The organism is Enterococcus sp. PF1-24 (genome assembly GCF_029893325.1).
GTDB lineage: Bacteria > Bacillota > Bacilli > Lactobacillales > Enterococcaceae > HY326.
On sequence record NZ_JARXWL010000007.1, the window covers coordinates 54,450 to 75,471 of the forward strand.

Below are 21,022 nucleotides of genomic sequence, written 5' to 3' on the forward strand. Positions count from 1 at the left end.
AGGGCTCCCCCTTAAATCCTTACCAATAACGATACCAAGTCATAGTTAATCGCGTCAGCGCCTCAACATAATAATAATCGCCCCATGACATGCATTCCTTTACGCCTTTATTCGAATTTTTATCATAAACACCTTCTAGCAATATGCCATTTGATTGTGGTGTATTCTTTGTTGTATAACCTTTACTTAGAGCAGCCATAATTTCTAACGCCACTGCTTCATAGCGTAAATGATCTCTATCTGATAATGGTAGTTGTCGTGATAACTCTAACAATCCGCAAGCGGCTATAGCTGCTGCAGAACTATCGCGTTCTTGACCACTTCCATCATTAAAAATCAAATCCCAATAGCAAATCTTATCTGCTGGTAATTTACTAATAAAATAGTCAGCTAATTTTTTTGCTGTATCAATAAAACTTTTATCACCAGTGTGCAGATAACTTAAAGTAAACCCATAAATCCCCCACGCTTGTCCTCTAGCCCAGCAAGATTCATCAGAATAACCTTGTGCTGTTTTACCACCGATTGCAGCCCCAGTTTCAGTATCAAAGAAATACGTATGATAGGTTGTAAAATTCGGGCGAACAATATATTTTTGGGTTTGTTTTGCGTGAGCATAAGCAGCTAATTGATATTTTTCATCCCCAGTTACTTGAGAAGCAAAATACAATAATGGTAGATTCATTAAACAATCAATAATCATTCGACCACGTTCAGCAGGATCATCTAAATTTCCCCATGCTTGAATAATTTGCGCTTTTTCACTATATCTTGTCATTAACAAATCAGCAGCTTGTATTGCCATTTTTTTTGAAGATTCATTTTTATTAACATAGTAGTCAGCGATTGCAGATAAAACATATAAAAAGCCAATATCATGAGTCTCCAATTCTATCTTTTTATCTAAACGATTTTGAAAACTTTCCATTTGCATTTTTATGGTTTCATCAAAAGCTGTTGAGTCAGTTAGTTCCTTCGCTAAAAATAGCATGCCTACCCAAAAACTCGCTGTCCAATCAACATTCTTTTCAGGTTGATAAACTAAATTTTCGCTAGCAGCCGGAATTACCATTGTTTTGAAGACCTTTTGATTCTCACTAATTTTTTCTAAAACAAAATCCACTTCTGATTTCAACCAAATCATTTCTTTTTCATCTGACATGTTTTCTCTCCTTGCAAAAGCTAAAAATTATGCTTACTAATTATTTTGTGTATACCTGATTTCCATTTCCGTTTGACCTTGTTCTACCACAATCGAATTTTCTTTCACACACACCTCTGGTATTTCAACTTTTTCATGAGGTAATTGCCCACCAACTAAACTCACCAATTGATGATTACCTACAGAGAGCTTTGCCTTGACATAAGGTAATACTGTAAGAGGATAGAATAAATTCGTATTCGGCTCAGTCCTTACAATTTCCGCTTCTTGATAGCCTTTAATCCCGATAGCATGACTTGTTCCGATTGAACTTTCATAACAAGCTATTAGATTTTCAACTTGTTCATTATTTTTTTCTTTCGGAACTGAAAAACCACCATCATAAACAAACAATTCTCGCTGATTTTGAATTTCATGAACTCGCAAATGCCAACCAGCATTTAGCGGAATAATTGTTGATTTGATTTCAACATCTTGCCAAGGCTGCCATTGATGAATGATTCGGTCTTCTAAAAACTCATAAGCCGTATCCAGCCCTTTGGTACGAAAATAGTGATCATCTTCTGACAAAGCCAAACAGCTATCAAAAGCTCCTTCATAATATAAATAATTACTTTTTGGCACGCTAAACCCAAAACGCGTGGAATAAACAAACTTACTATATTTCCCACTAGCATGATTTTGTTGATTGACAAACTGTCCTGCTGGAAAAGCTTGCAAGTGAGTCAAATCTTCATTAAATAAATAATAATTTTTACTTTCAGGCAATGACAGCTGACGCTTTTCAATGTTCAACGGAGTTGCCTCTGCTTGCCAGTAAGGATGATCTTCTGGAACTGCCAATAAAAGAAAACTCTTAAATGACCAATACGGTGAACCTGGCGCATTATAGCCTTCAGCGAACACTAAATTCTGATAATGGTAACCAACCGACAATAAATCATCTGTTGTCAAAATCTCTTGTTGCATCCAATTTTGCATATTTCTACTAAATAAACCTTTGATTTCACTCCAAGGAAGAGCTTCAACATCGGCAAATACTAATGCGCTAAAGAAAGAGCATTGTGCAAAACGATAAGTTAAACTTCTTCCAAAAGGCAATGCTTCGCCTGAAGCATCAAACCAATATTTAAAAGTTTGTGCAAACTCAATTGCTCGCTGTTTCATTACCGTAGTCCGTTCAGAATCTTCTTCCTCCATAAAACGGCAATAAACTAAGCTATAATAATGAATAGCAAAAGAAATGTAGTAATCAAATTGTGTTTCTTGTCCGTCAAAATACCAGCCTTTCCCAACGTAAAAAGAATCCATCAAATCCAAATCCGCTTGCAATATTTCTTCTGAATAAGACATCTGCATTTTTTTCATCGCTACATTTACTAAAATTCTAAAAAAGTGCCAATTATTTCTCGGAATTGTGTGATCATTTACTTGGATTAACCAAGCATGTAAATTCTGTTGTTGTTCCTTTGATAATAAATCCCAAACTTTTTCTTTATTCAATAAAAGCGTAGTACTTAAGGAAGCCATTTCAACTATCAATTGATCGAAATCTTGAACCTCTCCCCAATAATCAGGATGTTTCGGATCTGTTCCAGCAATAATTCCGGCTAAAAAGGTATTTAAAAAACTACTATCCCCCTGTGTCAAATAAGGAGCATACCCCCAAAGTGGTCGCATAAACGCCTCTACTTCTCTAGTTTCCTCGTTATATACGGTTCCATGGCTGCCTAGTTTTAAATGCCCCAAACGATCTTTTTCAAAAAAAGGTTTTAACGGAGCAAATAAATCGCTAAAACCTTGGCTCACTTCTTTTTTGGAAGAAAAAGTATTTTTTCGCAATCTTTTTAATATCGTAGTCATTATTTACTCCTTCTCAATTAAATCGGCTTTGATAAAACCGTAGTATTCTCCATAAACCGTCAATTCATCTGCAATTTGCAAAGGTATATCCTGTTGGTTAAATATCTGATACTGACTATCTCCACTTTTCAAAATAAAACGATCACCTTTTGAGATTATTTCATCTGAACTATCACTTTCAACAATTTCGCCAGTTAAACGAACATACTCATTTAAGGGAACTTCACCATTTTGTAACTCATCTTCACTGTACTCTTTGGCGTTTGTTTTCAAATTCCCGATAGTTTCTTTACTAAAATTATCATTTTCTTTACTTTCCGTTTGTTTACATGCACTAAACGGCAAAAAGACAAGTAAAATCAAGATGAATAGTCGTCCTCTCATAAACCACACCTCTGCAAAAACGCTTTCTTTAGATTTATAATACTTTTTTTTAGAAAAAAACGCAATCTTTTTTCTAAAAAAAGATAAAAAAATATTTTTTTACTAAAATAAAAGAACTTGCTATCTTTTCAAACAAGCAAGTTCTGATACTATTTTTATTTTATTTTTCTTTAACCATTTCAAAATAGAGTTTCGTAACTAACTGTTTCCCACACTGATAATGAAATCGAATTAAATACGCCGTCCGCTCTATTCCTTGATGATCATAAAATTTTTCTGATAAAATGACAGGTTTTGCAGCTTCGCTAAATATATAAAGACAAGCTTCTTTGCCAGCTAATTTCACTTTATTCTCTATAACTTCAGGAATAATCAAGCTTACAAAATTTTCAACCACTTTATTTTCTGGCTGCACAAACTCAAATGCATCTCGTAAGATAACTTTCTTTTCTTTAGGTAAAACTTCAAAAAATCTACTGCAACTGCTTATTTCAGCAGTTGCAGGATAAACACTCTCTAAGTTTAAACCAAAATTTATTTTGTCCTCTACTTCAACAAATTCTACTTGTTTTGCCGAAACAGCTCCCACCATCTGCTCTTGCTGATTAATGATAGGAACAGAATGCCCGTTACTTCGATTCACTAAAAATTCATAGCGATAAGCTTCATCAAAATATTGTTTCGTGTATTTACCTGCGCCAAGATCTGTTAAAAACAGCTCACTATCATCACTCAAAATAAAATGTCCTAAATCATTATGATTATGACTTTCAGCGTTAGAACCACCTTTTGTTGCAAAGAAAAATTTTTGTTGCGGATATTTCACTGTTAACCATTGGCTATCTGAAAAGTAAGTTGTACTTTTTTCTGATGTTTCTTCAAAAATTGTTTCTTCTGTCCAAATTAAATTGCGGTAAATATGGGCAAAGCGATAACAATGATCAAAATCAATTTTACTAATCCCCCTTAAAACTGGTGTGGTAACTTGCCAATTTTTCTGACAAAAGCTCACTAATCCACTCGGCAGCTGACTTTCATTATAATCAGAAAATGGTACAAAATTATTGCCTGAAATTTGCATAGCTGCGGGAAATTTAGCAATAGCTTTCGCTTTTTCTAGCACTAAATATTTATTTTCACCTAATATTCGCGCAAGCATCTCAGCATAATAAACATAATAACCAAAACCGTAAGCCCAATACCCAACACCTTCAACACATACACCGTCATCTGCAAAACCTTTTAGATAACTTTGCATAGCTAAATCTAAACGCTGAATGATTTTTAGTTGGCGAGCACTTTTAACAGGTAATAGCAACAGCGCCGCCATCCCTATAGAGCCTGCAATAACACTACTCCAGTTATTTTCTTTTCGCTCCCATTCCCAAGAAAAACTTTCAAAAGGCACAAAAATTCGTTGCTCAATTTCCCGCTCGATTCGCTCTTGAATCAATGGTGAAAGCTTTTCTTTTAATAAATTTTTAATTTCGGCTAACGCTTGTGCCGTTTCTGCAGCAAAAAGATCAATCCAACAAGGACTAGCGGAGCCAAAATTTTCTCCAGTTATTGGTAGATGAGCTGGTAATGCCCAACTATACTCGTTACAAATTTCCCAAATAGTTGTTTCTAGTAGCCGCAGTCTTTCATCATTTGTTTCTAAATGGACAGCTAATCCCAACACCGCTAACTGGCGACGTCTAGCAAAATATTGCTTTTCAAAAACTAAACGCTCCCCGTTCTTTAAATAATCCGTATACCCTGTTGGTGTTAAAAATGGTATTGTTCCAGCTTCACAATACTCATCCGCAGCTGCAATAATTTGTTTCTTTAAAGTAGTTTGAATTTTTTTCATAAGATAAACCTTTCAAAAATCATATTTTTTTACTATAATATTAGTAATATAAATCTTTTTTTGTAAAAAAAAAGAGACTTTACTTTATTTTCCTAAATAGAAAGGGTGAGCGTAATGGCAAACATAACTGATATCGCAAAAAAAGCTGGCGTTTCTATTTCGACAGTTTCTCGTGTTTTAAATCAAGATTCTTCTCTATCAGTTACTGAGAATACACGACGGAAAATTTTTGAAATTGCCGAAGAACTAAATTACACCAAATATAAAACTAAAAAGGCTAAAAAAACAGTTCAAAAAGACATTCCATCAATTCCTTCAAAGACCATCGCTCTCATGCAGTGGCGAGTTGGTGAACAAGAATTAGAAGATATTTATTATATGTCTATTCGCTTAGGCGCCGAAAAAAAAGCCCAAGAACTAAATTACAATCTAGTTAACCTGTCTGAATCCACCATTAATCAACAAGAAGCCGATGGTGTATTATGCATCGGAAAATTTGATCAACTTGCTATTCAAAATATCCTAAAGCAAAATGATAATGTTGTAATTGTCGGATCTAACTTTCCTTTAGATAATTTTGATACCGTTAATACCGATTTTAGTCAAGCAACTGAAATTGCCTTAAATCATTTACTTGATTTAGGCCATACTCGAATTGCCTTTATCGGTGCTGAGGAAACTGAAAACTTATATGGTTATCGAACGTACCGCACACCGACAACTAATATTTATCGAGACGTTATGAAGTCTTTAGGCCTGTTTAGAGAAGAAGATTTTTTTATTGAAATTGATACTACACTCTCTGTAGAAGTTGCCACTGATTTAACAAAAAAAGCTCTGTCCCTATGGAAAAATGATTTACCAACTGCCATTTTAGCTGCAAATGATTCAATGGCAATCGGTGTAGTCAATGTACTCACAGAGGCAGGTATCAAAATCCCACAAGATATTTCGGTAATGGGAATTAACGATTTGTCTTTTAGCCGTTATGTTAACCCGCCGCTTTCAACCGTTCGTGCTTTCACTGAAGAAATGGGAGAAATCGGTATGGAAACACTCCATAATCGAATTGTCAATCAACCTATTGCTCGGCGAGTAATGTTAAGCACAGAACTTGTTGTTCGTGAATCCACTGACAAGCCCGCTCGTTAAAATTATTATTTAAGGATTGAGAAAAAACAATTTTTCTCAATCCTTATTTTTATTATCAATGATCAAACTTTTATCAACAACACATCGTACATTTTTATTGATTTCTGATTTGTTAATAGCTCTCCTGTTAACAAATCCCTTTTTCCAATAAATTCCGCCGGCAACGATTGCTCTTCTTCTTTAAAATTAATAACGAAGAAATAGGCCTGTTGATTTTTTATACGACAAGTAATTTCTAAATTCGTTTCTACCGAAGTAATTTGTTGTAGCTCGCCTTGTTCAACTACATTTTTCAAAATCTCTGCTAACGATTGCTTATCTAGTTGTGTACCTACGTAAAATACAGTGCCTTTGCCAAATCTATTTTTAGTAACCGCGGGAGTTCCTGTATAAAAATTACTAGCATATTCTACGATACTTTCAGCAGTTTCTAAGTGGATAATATCTGCTAACAAATAGCCATTTCCGCTATTCCCTGATGCTAATTGAATTTTATTCTGCTGTTCCGGTGCTAAGGCGTCAATTTCTTCTACCCAAATGCCTGCTAATTTCCGCAAAGGCCCTGGGTATCCTCCCAAATATATATTATCGGACTCATTAACTATGCCGCTCATAAAAGTAGTCAAAAAAACGCCACCCTCAGCAACAAATTTTTCGATGGCCTCTTGCATCCCAACTTTTACCATATATAAAACTGGCGCTATAATAACTTTGTATTTTGAAAAGTCGTCAGTTGCTGAAATCATGTCTACCGAAATATTTTTTTCATAAAAATATTGATAATATTGATGAATTTGCTCTACATATTTTAAATCTTTATTTGGGCCACTAGTGTACTCTAACCCCCAATAATTATCCCAATCAAAAATCATACCCACTTCCGATTGATTATTACTTTCCAAAATTTCTGTAAGCTGAGCTAATTCTTCCCCAAGTTCAGAAACCTCTTTAAAAACCCGAGTATTTTCTGTACCCGAGTGAGCAATCACCGCTCCATGAAACTTTTCACAACCACCAACAGAACGTCTTAATTGGAAAAATTGAATCGTATCTCCGCCGTGCGCTAACGTTTGATAACTTTGCGCCCTCATTTGTCCTGGTTTCTTTAAAGAATTATAAGGCTGCCAATTTTGTTGACTAGGGGTCTGCTCCATCAGCATAAACGGCTTTTGCTTCAATCCTCTCATCAAATCATGAGTCATTGCAACCAAACTCCACGATGTATCATAAGCAGGATAATTATCCCAAGAAACAATATCCATTTCTTTAGCCCATTTGAAATAGTCTAAATTTTTATAAATCCCCATTAAATTTGTAGTTATAGGCGTTTCTTGATCATATTGACGAATAACATCTCGTTCCATCTTAAAATTCTCTAATAAACTATCCGAATTAAAGCGACGATAATCAATTGATATCCCCGCAAACGCCGTGTTTTGATAATCAATTCCATCGCTCAAAGCATTAGGTAAAACAATTTCATCCCAATCATAAATTGTATGACCCCAAAATTCCAAATTCCAAGCTTCATTCAACACTTCTATTGACTGGTATTTTTCTTTAAGCCAAACTCGAAAAGCTTTTTCACAATTTTCACAAAAACATTCCCCACCATATTCATTATTAATATGCCAACAACTCAAATGATCATAATGATGATAGCGACTTGCTAATTTCTCCACCAATGCCTTGGCATACTTCTGATAAACTAAGCTGTTAGGGCAAGCGTTGTGTCGTTGCCCAAATTTATGCTGTCGTCCTTCAAAATCAGTCCGAGCAACTTCTGGATATTTTTTAAAAAGCCACGCAGGCAAAGCGGCCGTCGAAGTTGCTAATACGATATCCATTTTTTTATCGTTTAACATCTCCATAATTTCATCTAATTCTTCAAAATTATATTCATTTTCACTAGGTTGTAGTTTAGCCCAAGAAAATACGTTAACGGTTGCAGAATTAATAGCTGCCTTCTCAAATAATTCCATATCTGTTTGCCAAATCTCTTTTCCCCATTGATTTGGATTATAATCGCCACCATATAAAACCCGTTGAAATTTTTTCATATAAAATTTCACTCCTCTTTGTTGTTTTCAAGAATAGTATTCCATTATATTTTAACCGCTTTCACCTTTTTGAAATATAATATGTTAAACTAGTTTATATAATATTCTGAAACTAAAAAAAGGAGAAAATTTATGCCTATCTATTTTCAATTAACCAGTAGTTCTTTGCCAATTTCTCTAGAGAGCATCGGTAATCAGTGGCCACAACCTAGCATCAAGAGACCACATGGTTATCCTTACTATCATTGGTTGCAAACAGAACAAGGTTGTGGTGAAGTTTTCATTGCTGACAAACGAATACTCCTTACCCCGGGGCAAGGAGTCCTTATTGCACCTTTTATTCCACATACCTACTCCCCAGTAACAGAGTGGCAAACCAATTTTGCTACCTTCAAAGGTGGAATAGTTACTGACTTTTTAAATACTATAAATATTCAAAGTTATATTCAAACCGAAGACTCTACTCATTTTTCTTTTTCGGATTGGATTAATCAAATGATTGATAATCATCAAAAAAACGCCTTAACTGACTCTGATTTATCAGTTGCTTGCTATCAGTTTTTACTATACTTTCATCAAAACAAGCCGCAAGAATTATGTCATATTCCCAGCGAACAAGAAAAATATCTTTTGCCAATAATCCATGAAATTGAAACAAATTATGCAGAACAACTTTCGATTGAAATTCTAGCTAAAAAAAACTACATTAGTCATCAATATCTAAATCGTATTTTCCGTCAACAATTTCATAAATCTCCTTATCAATACTTAATAGATTTTCGACTTAACAAAAGTAAAGAATTGTTAATTAGTCAACCTGAGCTAACTATTCAAGAAATCAGTTTCAGCGTTGGCTTCCAATCACCTAGTCAATTTATCGCTTTATTCAAAAAGAAAACAGCTTTCACACCTAAACAGTTTAGAAAGCTTTATTGCTAAACAAAAAACGTATGAAACACATTTATCAAATGCCGATTTCATACGTTTTTTATTTTTCATATCTTTAACATAGTACAATTTCTATAAATTAGTAACATAAAGATTGTCGGAGTTATCAGAAAGCCAAATTGCGGTTTTATAACCATCGTTATCACTAATAACAAAAATAGACACACGTTGATTATAGTAATATAAAATTTCTTTATTGAAAGACAAACTGACCATTTCAATATCTCGATATTTCTTTTGTTAGGATATATAATTCGAAAATAAATACCTTGAATCATAATTCCCATAGTAAAAACACTTAATACTAACAAACCAGGGAAAAGCCAAATAAACAACTGTGTTTTAGAAAAAAACACTATATCTATTAGCAAAATTAATAGACTTAATAACCCCATCAACCAATACCCCATTAGCTTCTTTGCTAGCTGTAAGATTTGTTTATTCAAATTTTCAGGAAATTGATACGCTTTGCTTGCTTCTCTATAAAATATAATCAAGAAACCAGCACCTATACTAATCCCTAATGGAATAAGTGCAATGAAAAAAATCAGTGCATTCCCTATACTTAACTCCAAAAAGTTAACTGCAAGAAATAGTGGCAAATTCAGCCCTAACATAAGCAAGTTTGCTTTCAAATAAAAATACACCATTTCCATCATTTTCATATAGATATTATTTTCAAAATTTTTCTTTCTTAACATGATTTTCTCATTTCTTATTAAAAATAGTTACTTATTCTTTCATACCAGAAGTAGCAATCCCTTCAACAAAATACTTTTGCATCGCCAAAAAGACTATCGCTACAGGTAAAATAGAAACAACTGACGCTGCCATAATCAAGGCATATTCTGCATCATATAAGCCCACAAACATTTTTAATCCCAACTGAATTGTTTTATTTTCTGTTGAAGATAAGTAAATAAATGGTCCCATATAGTCATTCCAAGTATTTACAAAAGTAATAATTGTTAAACTAGCTAAAGCTGGTTTAGTCAGAGGTAAAATAATTCTTCGATAGATCCCCCATTCGCTTAAACCGTCCATCCGAGCGCTTTCACATAAAGAATCAGGAATACTGCTATAGTATTGTTTTAATAGAAATACTCCAAACGCACTAAAGGCTTGTAATAAAACTAATGACCACAAATTATCTGTTAAACCAAGTTTTCTCATCATAATAAATTGCGGAATCATATATGATTGCCAAGGAATTGCAATAGTACCTATATAAGCTAAAAATAATAGGTCCCGACCCTTAAAGCTTAACTTAGAAAAGCCATATGCTGCAAAACTCGAAGTCAACAATTGAATCCCAGTAATTGTAATACTTAAAAAAGCGGTATTTTTGAAAAAGGTTGCTAATGGAATTCTTTCCCAAATAACTGAATAGTTTTCTAAATGAAATTGCTTTGGAATCCATTGAATAGGAATTGTGAATACTTCATTATTCGTTTTAAAAGAAGCTGAAACCATCCAAATGAAAGGAACCAGGGTAATCAGTGCTAGCACACTCAGAATAATTATTATAAATATATTTTTTATCCCACTATTTGATTTTTGTAGACTCTTTTTTTTATGATTTGTCGCCATAATTTTTCTCCTCGTTTTATAGTATTCGTTTTATTTTCACGTCCTACAACTATTTACCAATATTTTTAGATACGTATCTCATCAAGCCTTTTCTCGAACCTGATTCCACTTAAATTGAAAGATCGTGATTGATAATACTATTACAAAAAGAACTAAAGAGATTGCCGAAGCATAACCAAAGTTGAATTTGACAAAAGCTTCATTATAAATTTGGTAAACCAGTACATTCGTCGCTCTACCCGGACCTCCACCTGTCATCACTTGTACTAAATCAAAGATTTTAAAACAATTAATCACTAACATAATCGTTACAAAAAAAGTAGTTGAACGTAATGATGGCAAGGTTACGTTTACAAATTGTTTCCATTTATTCGCACCATCCATCGAAGCAGCTTCATATATTTCTCTAGGAATTCCTTGTAACCCAGCTAAATACAAAATCATATAATAGCCCATTCCACGCCAGACACTAACAATTACAATTGCCATTAATGCCCAATCAGAACTAGATGTCCAACCAGGAGGGTTTTCCATAAATATTTTTAAAAACTGGTTAATCGGCCCCATCGTTGGATGAAATAACATATTCCAAACAACCGCAATTGCTACTAAAGAAGTTACATATGGAAAGAAAAAAGCTGTTCGGAAAAATTTCATACCACGAATCTTTTGATTTAACAAAATTGCTAATCCTAATGAACAAATCAAAGTCAGAGGAACTACTCCTATAGTATATAAGATGGTATTCTTCAAAGAAATCCAAAAAGTCTCGTCGTGAATCATTTTTGTAAAATTAGCAAATCCTATAAACTTAGGTTTTGAAAAAGAGTCCCACTCCATAAAGGATAACACTAAAGAAAATACTACTGGTATCAAAGTAAATAGAAAAAATCCTACAAAGTTAGGTAATATAAAAGAAAACGCAATTAATGTTTTCTTATTTTTTTGTGAAGATAACGATTTTATATTTGTCATAAAAACCTCCCAATTTTACTGGTTAATAATCTCAATAGAATGTTTTTCATTACCATAAATCAGTAGCCTGCTTACTGATTTTTAACAAAGCTTCTACTAAAAAATAATCCGAATAGATTAATGCCACATTTTTTTCACCAGGATGATGATAAGCGACTGCCCCACCTTCAACAATTCCATCCAGCTGATCATCGAAATTACAATAATTTCCAAGTACTGCTTGTAACACTTTCTCTGCACCTGATACATAAATATGCTTTTCTTCGTCAGGAAGGTGTTCACTAATTTCAAGCAATCCACAAGCTGCAATCACCGAAGCGCTAGTATCTGTATTTAATTGAATATCAGGTGCTTTAAAATCAATTGCTGGAACATAATCCGTACTGGCGACATTAGCTAAAAAGTAATGGGCAACTTGTTGTGCTGTTTTTAGAAAAGTTTCTTTTTTAGTATACTTATAACTCAAAGCAAAACCATAAATAGCCCAAGCTTGTCCGCGGCTCCAAGCTGACTCACCCGAAAATCCCTGACCACCCAATAGCTCTAAAAATTCACCTGTAAGCGAATCAAAGTTACCGATATGACCGACTGATCCATCACTACGAATCAAATTTTTCTGAATAGTTTCTGCGTGCAATGTAGCAATTGCTGAATAACGAGGATCATTTAACTCATTGCTTGCCCAATAAAGCAACGGAATATTCATCATACTATCAATAATCGTCCACCCATCATAAGTATCATTCCACGCACGCAAATAATTACCATTATGATTAAACCTTGCTGCTAAAATTGAAGCAGCTTTCATCCCACGTAAATAGGAATCCGAATTTTTAGTAATACGATAATTAGCAACGGCTGTATGCAACCACATAAAGCCTACATCATGATGCAAATCAAAAAAATCTTCCATTGCTTGATCTAAAATTTGCTCAATTTGAATTGCTTTCTTTGAGAATATTTCATTACCACTATATTGGTATAGATGCCATAACATTCCTGCGAAGAAGCCATTCGTCCACCATGATATATCTTCCTCTTTCATATCCTTATACTTGCCCGCATCAGGAATATAAGGAATCCCTTCACCTAATCGCTCAATTTCACAAATCACCTTGTGTTGAATTTTATCCAAATTCTTTGCAACTTCCAATTTGACCATCTTTATAACTCCTTAACATCTATTTCTATTATATTTCCTGATTGCTTAATAATTACCTTTTGTTCAGCTATTATTATTTCAGGTTTAACTACTTCCAAAGATTTTTCAAAGCTGCCAACAAATCCATTTACGAAAAGTTGTTCTTCACCAGCTGATATTTTAGCCTTTAAATACGGGAAAACAACACAATTATATAGTAAGTTTTGGTTAGATAGGCGTTGAGATAGATGAGCTGACATTTTATCATCTAAACTAATTACACCACTCATTCCTATAGCAGAACAAACATTTAGAGATGTCTCGTTAGCTTTACGAGAAACACTTTTTTCTCCATCCCAAAGAACCGAAAAACCTCCATCTGTAATTGTTAAATTTCTATTTGATTTTATTTTATGGATTCTAAAATGCCACTCTTCAAAAGGAATAATAAATGATTCTATTATTACATCTGACCAAGGTTTCCATTTCGTATAAATATAATTTTCTGCTAGTGAAAAAGAGTCTGATTTTGTCCGAACTCGATAAAATTGATCATCTTCAGAAACAGCAAGAACATTGTCAAACCCACCTTTTTCCCAACCAATCAATCCCTTAGAGACATTAAACCCAAAATTAGTAGAATAGACAAACTTACTGTATTTAGCTTCACCATGAGTATGAGTTTCAACATATTGACCAGTTGGATAACAGCGAACTTCTTTTCCATTTTGATTAGATGTTAGGATCATTTGAGCTTCTGCTAACAAATGTTGTTGTTTAGGCATCGGAATGCTTTCTTGCATTTCCCATAAGTTATGGCTTTTAGGTAATGCCAACAAAATAAAGCTTTTTAGTCCCCAATATGGCGACCCTGGACCATTATATTCCTCTGCCATAACTAAATTTTCATAATAATAACCAATTTTCAAAAAGCCTTCTTTTGAAAAAATATCTCGTTGCAACCAATGCCGCAAATTATTTTTCAAAATCCATTTTGCTTCTGCCAAAAAGTCTTGATCCACTTGAACCAATAAATAGGCTGACCAAAAAGATGCTTGTGCAAACCGATAAGTTAAACTTCGACCAAAAGGAATTCCTCTCCCTTCAGTATCAAACCAATAGCGAAATGTTTGTGCAAATTTTTTTGCTCGTTTAAGTAATTTTTCACAGCGTTCTGAATCTTTCTCTTTGTAAAAATAAACATATAGTAAGGAATAATACTGAATAGCAAAAGAAATATAATAATCAATTTGCTGCGGAACCCCGTCATAGTACCAACCATTTCCCAAATAGAAACTATCAATTCTTTGAAAATCTATTTCTATTTGATTTTGTCTATCTAAGCCATAACAATTATCCAAACAGCAATTTACAAGAATTCTAAAAAATCGCCAATTATTATCCGCTGTTTGATAGAGATTGATTTGATCTAACCAACTAATCATATTTTTTTGATCTTCTATACACATTTCAGTTTTTACTTTTTCTTCATTCATTAATACAAAAACAGCTAACGGCGCCATTTCTACCATTAATTGGTTAACACCATCTACATCTCCCCAATAATTGTTCCCCTTCGGATTGACACCTTCAGCAATTCCTAAAATTAATTGTTTAAACAACGCATCTATCGGTTGTTCTTTATAGTAACCTGCATATCCCCACAATAATCGCAAAAACGTTTCTGCTTGTCGGATTTTTTCATTGTAAATAGTTCCTGAAGATCCAATTTTTACTAATCCGGTTGTTTGATTTAGCAATAAAGGTTCTATCGGTTGAACGATTTTAATAAATTGTTCTGCAAATTGAAGTTTATCCACCACTTTCCCTCCTATCGTTAGTACAACTCAACTACCCTAAAAAAACAATTTTAGTTTCTCAAAATTATTAACTCTCCTTTTAAGGATAATAAATCAGGTATCAGTTAACCTTCAACTTCAACCTGATTTATAAGTTAACCTATTCTGCTAAAACTTCAGCAACCCTTTTTTCCATTGTTGCAATTCCTTTTTTTACATCACTATCGCCAACCATAATCAGTTCGTATTCCTCATTGATAATTGCGGTAATCTCTGCAACATTAGTATCCGGTAAAATTTCCCAACCATTTTCATTAGGATTCATAGCACGTTGACTTTCTTCATCATTCGGCATACCTTCAACACTATATAAAGTTTTCATTACTTCATCTGATTGATAAGCTGGTGTCATACCAACTTGTGCAACAACCTTCGCACCTTTTTCGCTAGCACAGAAAGTTATAAACTCCTTAGCTAACTCTGCATTTTTTGAATGTTTATTGACTGCAAATCCTGTTGGACCACCATAAGTAATTACTTTACCTTTCTCGTTTTGCGGAAGAGAAGTTACTCCCCACTCGACTTCAGTTCGATTTTCCTTAGCAGCGTTGATTAGTTTGCCTAAGTAGAAACTTCCCATTGGCATCATTGCTGTTTTTTCTGTTTCGAATTGTGAAGAATAAGTAACACTAGCTGTTTTAATAGATGAATAATCCATTGTACTACCAGAGTCCTGCATTCTTAACCAACGCTCAAAATAATCTTCAGTAAAACCGTACACACCATCATTCAAATTTTTCTTCTCTTGATTGGCAGCCGTACATGTTAAAATTTGATTCCAAGTATGATGGTATGCTCCATAAACCTTTTGACCATCTTTTTCTGTTGTTAACTTTTCAGCTAAGGCTTCATATTCATCCCAAGTTAGATTTTCAGGATACTCGATTCCTTGTTCATCAAAGATTCTCTTATTGTAAAACAACATATAGATATCTTTTCTAAATGGTAAAGCATAATAACTACCATCTAAATCATAGCCATCTAAATTACCTTTAAAATTTTCTTTTCCTTCAATAGCATCTGCTTCTTCTGTTAAATCTAGCAATTGGTCTTTAGTTGCATAATTAACATAGCTGCCTACACCTTTAATAGCTAACACATCTGTTGTATCACCAGAAGCTAACATAGTAGTTATTTTATCTTCATATTGTGCAGCTTCAATATCGATAATTTTAACTTCAATACCTTCATGTTCTTCCTTGAAAGCTTCTACCAACGCTTTAAATTCTGGATTCGCATCATAACCCCAAGTTGCCATAGATAATATTTCTCCAGAACTCTCTTCTTCAGTTTTTCCACAAGCAGCAAAACCAAACAAACCAATTAACCCTAAAGTTACGACTAAAAATTTAAGTTTTCTCTTTATAATTTTCTTCTCCTTAACATTTATTAGTTTCTTTTCACAAAATTATTATATATAATAATAAAAGCGGTTTCTTTGCTAAAATAAACAAAAAATATGCAAAAACAAACTTTTTGTTTTTGTATGAAAATCTACTAATTAATGTACTGGTAAACTAAAAATGCTGTTACGAAAGGTTTTTTACTATGGATTATCTAATTGAGCACTTTCGAAAAGATATTGATTGCTTTTTTAATACTGAACCTCCGGGTATTACCTTACATATGCATAATCATATGGAATTATATTTATTAACAAAAGGAGAAGCTCGCTTTTTTATTGATAATAAGTCCTTTCTTTTAGAAAAAGGGAGTTTGATTTTTATTAATAATGATCAAGTTCACGGACCTAATCCTTTTCCTGGTGAAATTTTCGAACGCTGTGCTATTCATTTTTCACCAAATCTCGCTAGAAGTTTATCTTCTAATAAAACAAACTTATTGCAAGCTTTCGAAGAGCGAAAATCAATTGTCCAACTCAATCCAGCGCAATTGGACATTATGGCACCAACTATGTTGAAATTAATTTCAGAATTTCAACATCCATCTACTATTGGTCATGACTTGTTGCTATATTCTTTATTTATGCAAGTACTCGTTTATGCAAATCAATTTTCAGAGCCCACAAAAGCAGAAGAAACTTATCATTTTCCAGAATTGACTACTAAGATTTTAGAATATATTCAAACTCAAGTTTCAAATCCAAAACTTTCTTTGGAATCTGTTGCTTGTCAAATGAATCATAATAAAATTTACTTAAATCGAATTTTTAAAGAAGATTTGGGTGTGACTATTTATCAATACATCTTGCTGAGTCGCATTTCTTTAGCAAAACGATTATTAGAAGAAAACATTAGTGTACAACAGTGCTGTGAAAAATGTGGTTTTAATGATTATTCCAATTTCATTCGAGCCTTTAAACGAATCACAGGTATTTCTCCCAAAAAATATGCTTCTTCATTAAATGCATAATAAAAACCACTTTAATCACCCGTCACATAAACGTTTGATTAAAGTGGTTTGTTTTACTCTAAAATATTATTACCAAACAGTTCAATTTCTGTCAGTGCAGGAAACGGTGACGGATCTTCGGCTTGCTTCAAGTGGCTAAAAACAACGCTACTGGTTGTCCGTTTTTCAAAAGAAAAAGTTTGAGACCTAGCCGTTTTTACTGTAGCAAAGCTTTCTTTTGAACCATCAGAAAAGGTTAAGCAGACTTCTTCCCAATAATTATCGTGTGGAAAATCGGCTCTGAAGGTAAAAATAACTTTATCTAGTGCTACTTCTCTACCAAAATCAACAGTTAAAGCTGCGTTTGATTGTTGATTAATTCCCCATGATTGATAAGGATATGATCCGTGAGAAAGATTACCGTACACACCGTCAATTGCATTACAAGCAAAGAAAGTGGCATCATTACGGGTTTCCACATTTGCAAAAGCATGAGGATATGCACCATTGCTTTCTTTTTGATCATGCGGATTAAATGCTAAGTTACGATACATTTCAGCCTCAACAGTAGTTGCTACCCGCACACTAAGATAGTGGCGCTTGCTGGCAAAGCGCTGTTCCGGGCGTGCTTCTCTCGCGTTTTCGGTCATATCAACTTTATATTCCCAAACATGATCTTTTAAATAGATTAAGGTCGTATCTAAAGTTTCATCCAATTTAGCAACTAGATACACATCCTTTTTTTCAACTTCAATCCGAATCACATCGCCATCTTCATAATAAAATTCTTGAGTTGCAAGATCAACAAAGTCTTCACCAACGATTTGCAGCAAGCGTCGTTCTTCCTCATAATCATTTTTCCCTAGTTTTACTTGGCCTGTTTTGTCTAAAATTGCCAAAGAAATATTTGTCATTCAATCCCCTACTTCCTATTAAAAATATCAGATACAGAAAGAAGTCTCCAACGAATTGAAGACTTCTAAATTTTTAAGGTTGTTTACCAATATAAGCTAAGATCCCACCATCAACATAAAGAATATGTCCATTAACAAAATCAGAGGCTTCTGAAGCTAAGAAAATTGCTGGTCCCGCTAAATCAATCGGTTCTCCCCAGCGAGCTGCCGGTGTACGCCCCACGATAAATTGGTCAAAAGGATGACGCTCACCATCTTCTTGTTTTTCACGTAACGGTGCAGTTTGTGGCGTTGCAATATAACCAGGTCCAATGCCGTTACATTGAATATTATATTGACCATATTCAGAAGCAATGTTTTTAGTTAGCATTTTCAAGCCACCTTTTGCTGCTGCATAAGCACTAACTGTTTCACGGCCTAATTCACTCATCATTGAACAAATGTTAATGATTTTTCCTTGACCTTTTTCAATCATATCAGGAAGGACCGCTTTAGCCATGATAAATGGTGCATTTAAATCCACATCAATTACTTGACGGAAATCAGCTACATCCATTTCAATCATAGGTGTCCGTTTAATAATTCCCGCATTATTAACTAAGATATCTACACTACCAACTTCAGTTTTAATTTGTTGAATCATTTTTTGTACAGCCGTTTCATCTGTGACATCGCAGACATAACCTTTTGCAACGATACCAATTTCTTGATAATTCGCAATCCCTTGAGCAACAGAAGCTTGATCAATATTATTAAAAACAATTGTCGCTCCAGCAGTTGCTAGCGATTTAGCAATTTCAAAACCAATCCCGTAAACCGCGCCAGTTACTAAAGCCACTTTTCCATCTAAGCGAAACATATCCATCTTAAAATCCATTATTTACTCCTCCTTATTTTAAATCGTCCATGGCAACCATATCCATATCAGTGTATGTGATATTTTCTCCACACATCGCCCAAATAAATGAATAGTTGCTAGTCCCTACACCTGAATGAATAGACCAGCTTGGTGAAATAGCCGCTTGTTCATTCCCCATCACTAAATGTTTAGTTTCATCAGGAGTCCCCATCATATGGAAAATCTTAGTATCTTCTGTCATATCAAAGTAAACATAGGCTTCCATTCGACGTTCATGAGTGTGGCAAGGCATTGTATTCCACGCGCTACCTGGCTCTAAAATCGTGTAGCCCATTTGTAATTGACAACTTTCGCAAACATTCGGATGAATGTATTGATAAATTTTGCGTTCATTCAACGTTAAAGGCTCACCTGTTTCCATCGGTTTCACTTCATCAATACTAATTTTTACATTTGGATATTTATGATGCGCTGGTGTTGAACTAATATAGAATTTAGCTGGATTTTCTTTATTTTCAGAAATAAACACAACATGTTTAGTTTCTTTTCCGATATAATAACCATCTTGTTTTTTCATTGTTTCTTTTTTGCCGTCTATTTCAATATAACCTGGTCCACCAATATTAATGACACCTAATTCACGACGCTCTAAGAAATACTCAACGCCTAATTCTTTACTTAATACAATCTCTAGAGGTTTATCTGTCGGTGTTACTCCACCAAAAATCATTCTATCATTATGTGTATAAGTCAAACTAATTGTGCCAGGTACAAAAACTTTTTCAATTAAGAACTCTTCTCTCAACTCCGCAGTTGAATAATGTCTGATGTCTTTAGGGCTATGAGTGTAACGAGTTTCCATATTTTGCATTTGTTCATTCTCCATTCTTTTTTTAATTTACCGTACAATTCTTCCAGAACCTGCTGCTAAGAAAGCCAGTACTTCTTGTTGACTAAATTGATTGCAATCACCATGAACCGTGTGTTTAAGCACCGCTGCCGCTGTTGCAAAATCTATCGTTTCTTGCGAAGATAAGCCAGTTGCTAAGCCGTGTAAAACACCACCAGCAAAGGCATCTCCACCACCCACTCGATCGACAATTGGCTCAATTTCGTGAATTTGTGATTCATGATACTGTTGGTTTTGCCATAAAGTTCCTTGCAAGCAATTAGCGCTGGCCGAACGAACTTCGCGTAGCGTTGAATAAAATACTTGAATATTCGGATATTGTCGCTGCATTTCTTGATAGTAATAAACTAACGCTTCATTCTCTGATTTTCCATTAACTTCAGGAATGCCTAATAAATAAAGGGCATCCATTTTACCAGCCGAACAATAATCAACTAGCGGTAAAACTTGTTTTAAAAAAGCGGCTGCCGCCTGCTGACCCCACAACTTGCCACGATAATTTACATCAAAACTAATTTTACAGCCTGCCGCTTTTGCTTTTTTGATTAACGCTATCGTTAATTGTTGCCACGCTTCTGATAGCGCTGGGGTGATACCGGAAATATGAAAAATCGTTGCATTTTTAAATAATTTAGCTAAATCCCACTCTAACTCGGTCATTTCAGCAAAACTTGAAGCCGCTCGATCATAAATCACGCTAGCTCCTCTTCCCGCAACACCAGTTTCCAAATAATAAGTTCCTAAGCGCTTGCCACCGGTTAAAACAAACTCTGAAGAAACACCGTAACGTCGTAAATGTTTGTCAACCGCTTCCCCTAAGTCATTCTCAGGGACTTTACTGGCGAAATAAACTTCATGACCATAATTCGCTAAAGAAACAGCGACATTGGCTTCACCGCCACCATAATGGGCTTGAAAAGTTTCACTTTGTGGAATTCGCTGTCCTGATAAGGAAGACAAGCGCAACATGATTTCTCCTAAAGTTACAATTTTCGCCATAA

The 21,022-nt window shown here is 34.3% G+C and carries 18 protein-coding genes; 3 read left to right on the forward strand and 15 right to left on the reverse strand.

What is annotated here, in order from left to right; genetic code table 11:
- Nucleotides 1-19 precede the first annotated feature (19 nt).
- The 4 genes from M2139_RS04710 to M2139_RS04725 form a co-directional block, all read right to left on the reverse strand.
- Complete coding sequence (locus M2139_RS04710; RefSeq protein ID WP_280737661.1) at nt 20-1,162, reverse strand: glycoside hydrolase family 88 protein; 1,143 nt, start codon at nt 1,160-1,162, stop codon at nt 20-22.
- Nucleotides 1,163-1,198: 36 nt separating this feature from the next.
- Nucleotides 1,199-3,025 carry a DUF2264 domain-containing protein gene (locus M2139_RS04715; RefSeq protein ID WP_280737662.1) on the reverse strand — a complete coding sequence of 609 codons (1,827 nt, stop codon included), beginning with the start codon at nt 3,023-3,025 and terminating at the stop codon, nt 1,199-1,201.
- Nucleotides 3,026-3,028: 3 nt separating this feature from the next.
- On the reverse strand, nt 3,029-3,409 hold the full coding sequence (locus M2139_RS04720) for a hypothetical protein (RefSeq protein ID WP_280737663.1): 381 nt from the start codon (nt 3,407-3,409) through the stop codon (nt 3,029-3,031).
- Between the two features lie 160 nt (nt 3,410-3,569).
- The gene (locus tag M2139_RS04725; protein WP_280737664.1) at nt 3,570-5,261 is read right to left on the reverse strand and encodes a heparinase II/III family protein; all 1,692 of its coding nucleotides are present in this window, start codon (nt 5,259-5,261) and stop codon (nt 3,570-3,572) included.
- Between the two features lie 114 nt (nt 5,262-5,375).
- Here M2139_RS04725 and M2139_RS04730 point away from each other — a divergent pair, with 114 nt between their 5' ends.
- On the forward strand, nt 5,376-6,413 hold the full coding sequence (locus M2139_RS04730; RefSeq protein WP_280737665.1) for a LacI family DNA-binding transcriptional regulator: 1,038 nt from the start codon (nt 5,376-5,378) through the stop codon (nt 6,411-6,413).
- Between the two features lie 62 nt (nt 6,414-6,475).
- Here M2139_RS04730 and M2139_RS04735 read toward each other — a convergent pair whose 3' ends face one another.
- Nucleotides 6,476-8,473 (reverse strand): beta-galactosidase, encoded by a 1,998-nt coding sequence (locus tag M2139_RS04735; RefSeq protein ID WP_280737666.1) that lies wholly within the window; start codon nt 8,471-8,473, stop codon nt 6,476-6,478.
- Nucleotides 8,474-8,605: 132 nt separating this feature from the next.
- Here M2139_RS04735 and M2139_RS04740 point away from each other — a divergent pair, with 132 nt between their 5' ends.
- Nucleotides 8,606-9,412 (forward strand): AraC family transcriptional regulator, encoded by an 807-nt coding sequence (locus M2139_RS04740; RefSeq protein ID WP_280737667.1) that lies wholly within the window; start codon nt 8,606-8,608, stop codon nt 9,410-9,412.
- Nucleotides 9,413-9,468: 56 nt separating this feature from the next.
- Here M2139_RS04740 and M2139_RS04745 read toward each other — a convergent pair whose 3' ends face one another.
- The 6 genes from M2139_RS04745 to M2139_RS04770 all read right to left on the reverse strand — a co-directional run bounded on the left by M2139_RS04745 (nt 9,469) and on the right by M2139_RS04770 (nt 16,244).
- Complete coding sequence (locus M2139_RS04745) at nt 9,469-10,122, reverse strand: hypothetical protein (RefSeq protein ID WP_280737668.1); 654 nt, start codon at nt 10,120-10,122, stop codon at nt 9,469-9,471.
- Nucleotides 10,123-10,153: 31 nt separating this feature from the next.
- Nucleotides 10,154-10,894: a carbohydrate ABC transporter permease gene (locus M2139_RS04750; RefSeq protein WP_348522596.1), complete on the reverse strand. Its 741-nt coding sequence runs from the start codon at nt 10,892-10,894 to the stop codon at nt 10,154-10,156.
- Nucleotides 10,895-11,092: 198 nt separating this feature from the next.
- The gene (locus M2139_RS04755; protein WP_280737670.1) at nt 11,093-11,986 is read right to left on the reverse strand and encodes a sugar ABC transporter permease; all 894 of its coding nucleotides are present in this window, start codon (nt 11,984-11,986) and stop codon (nt 11,093-11,095) included.
- A 49-nt stretch (nt 11,987-12,035) separates the two neighbouring features.
- On the reverse strand, nt 12,036-13,148 hold the full coding sequence (locus M2139_RS04760; protein WP_280737671.1) for a glycoside hydrolase family 88 protein: 1,113 nt from the start codon (nt 13,146-13,148) through the stop codon (nt 12,036-12,038).
- Between the two features lie 2 nt (nt 13,149-13,150).
- Nucleotides 13,151-14,947 (reverse strand): DUF2264 domain-containing protein, encoded by a 1,797-nt coding sequence (locus M2139_RS04765; RefSeq protein WP_280737672.1) that lies wholly within the window; start codon nt 14,945-14,947, stop codon nt 13,151-13,153.
- Between the two features lie 139 nt (nt 14,948-15,086).
- A complete protein-coding gene (locus M2139_RS04770; RefSeq protein ID WP_280737673.1) occupies nt 15,087-16,244 on the reverse strand; it encodes a sugar ABC transporter substrate-binding protein in 1,158 nt (385 codons plus the stop codon).
- Nucleotides 16,245-16,534: 290 nt separating this feature from the next.
- Here M2139_RS04770 and M2139_RS04775 point away from each other — a divergent pair, with 290 nt between their 5' ends.
- A complete protein-coding gene (locus M2139_RS04775; RefSeq protein ID WP_280737674.1) occupies nt 16,535-17,359 on the forward strand; it encodes an AraC family transcriptional regulator in 825 nt (274 codons plus the stop codon).
- Nucleotides 17,360-17,412: 53 nt separating this feature from the next.
- Here the strand turns inward: M2139_RS04775 and M2139_RS04780 are convergent, their stop codons facing one another.
- The 4 genes from M2139_RS04780 to M2139_RS04795 all read right to left on the reverse strand — a co-directional run bounded on the left by M2139_RS04780 (nt 17,413) and on the right by M2139_RS04795 (nt 21,020).
- Nucleotides 17,413-18,252, reverse strand: coding sequence for a hypothetical protein (locus tag M2139_RS04780; protein WP_280737675.1), 840 nt, complete (start codon nt 18,250-18,252; stop codon nt 17,413-17,415).
- Nucleotides 18,253-18,325: 73 nt separating this feature from the next.
- Nucleotides 18,326-19,129, reverse strand: a complete 804-nt coding sequence (locus M2139_RS04785; protein WP_280737676.1) for a gluconate 5-dehydrogenase — start codon at nt 19,127-19,129, stop codon at nt 18,326-18,328.
- Nucleotides 19,130-19,142: 13 nt separating this feature from the next.
- Nucleotides 19,143-19,982, reverse strand: a complete 840-nt coding sequence (kduI, locus tag M2139_RS04790; protein WP_280737677.1) for a 5-dehydro-4-deoxy-D-glucuronate isomerase — start codon at nt 19,980-19,982, stop codon at nt 19,143-19,145.
- Nucleotides 19,983-20,009: 27 nt separating this feature from the next.
- Nucleotides 20,010-21,020: a sugar kinase gene (locus tag M2139_RS04795; protein WP_280737678.1), complete on the reverse strand. Its 1,011-nt coding sequence runs from the start codon at nt 21,018-21,020 to the stop codon at nt 20,010-20,012.
- Between the last annotated feature and the right edge of the window lie 2 nt (nt 21,021-21,022).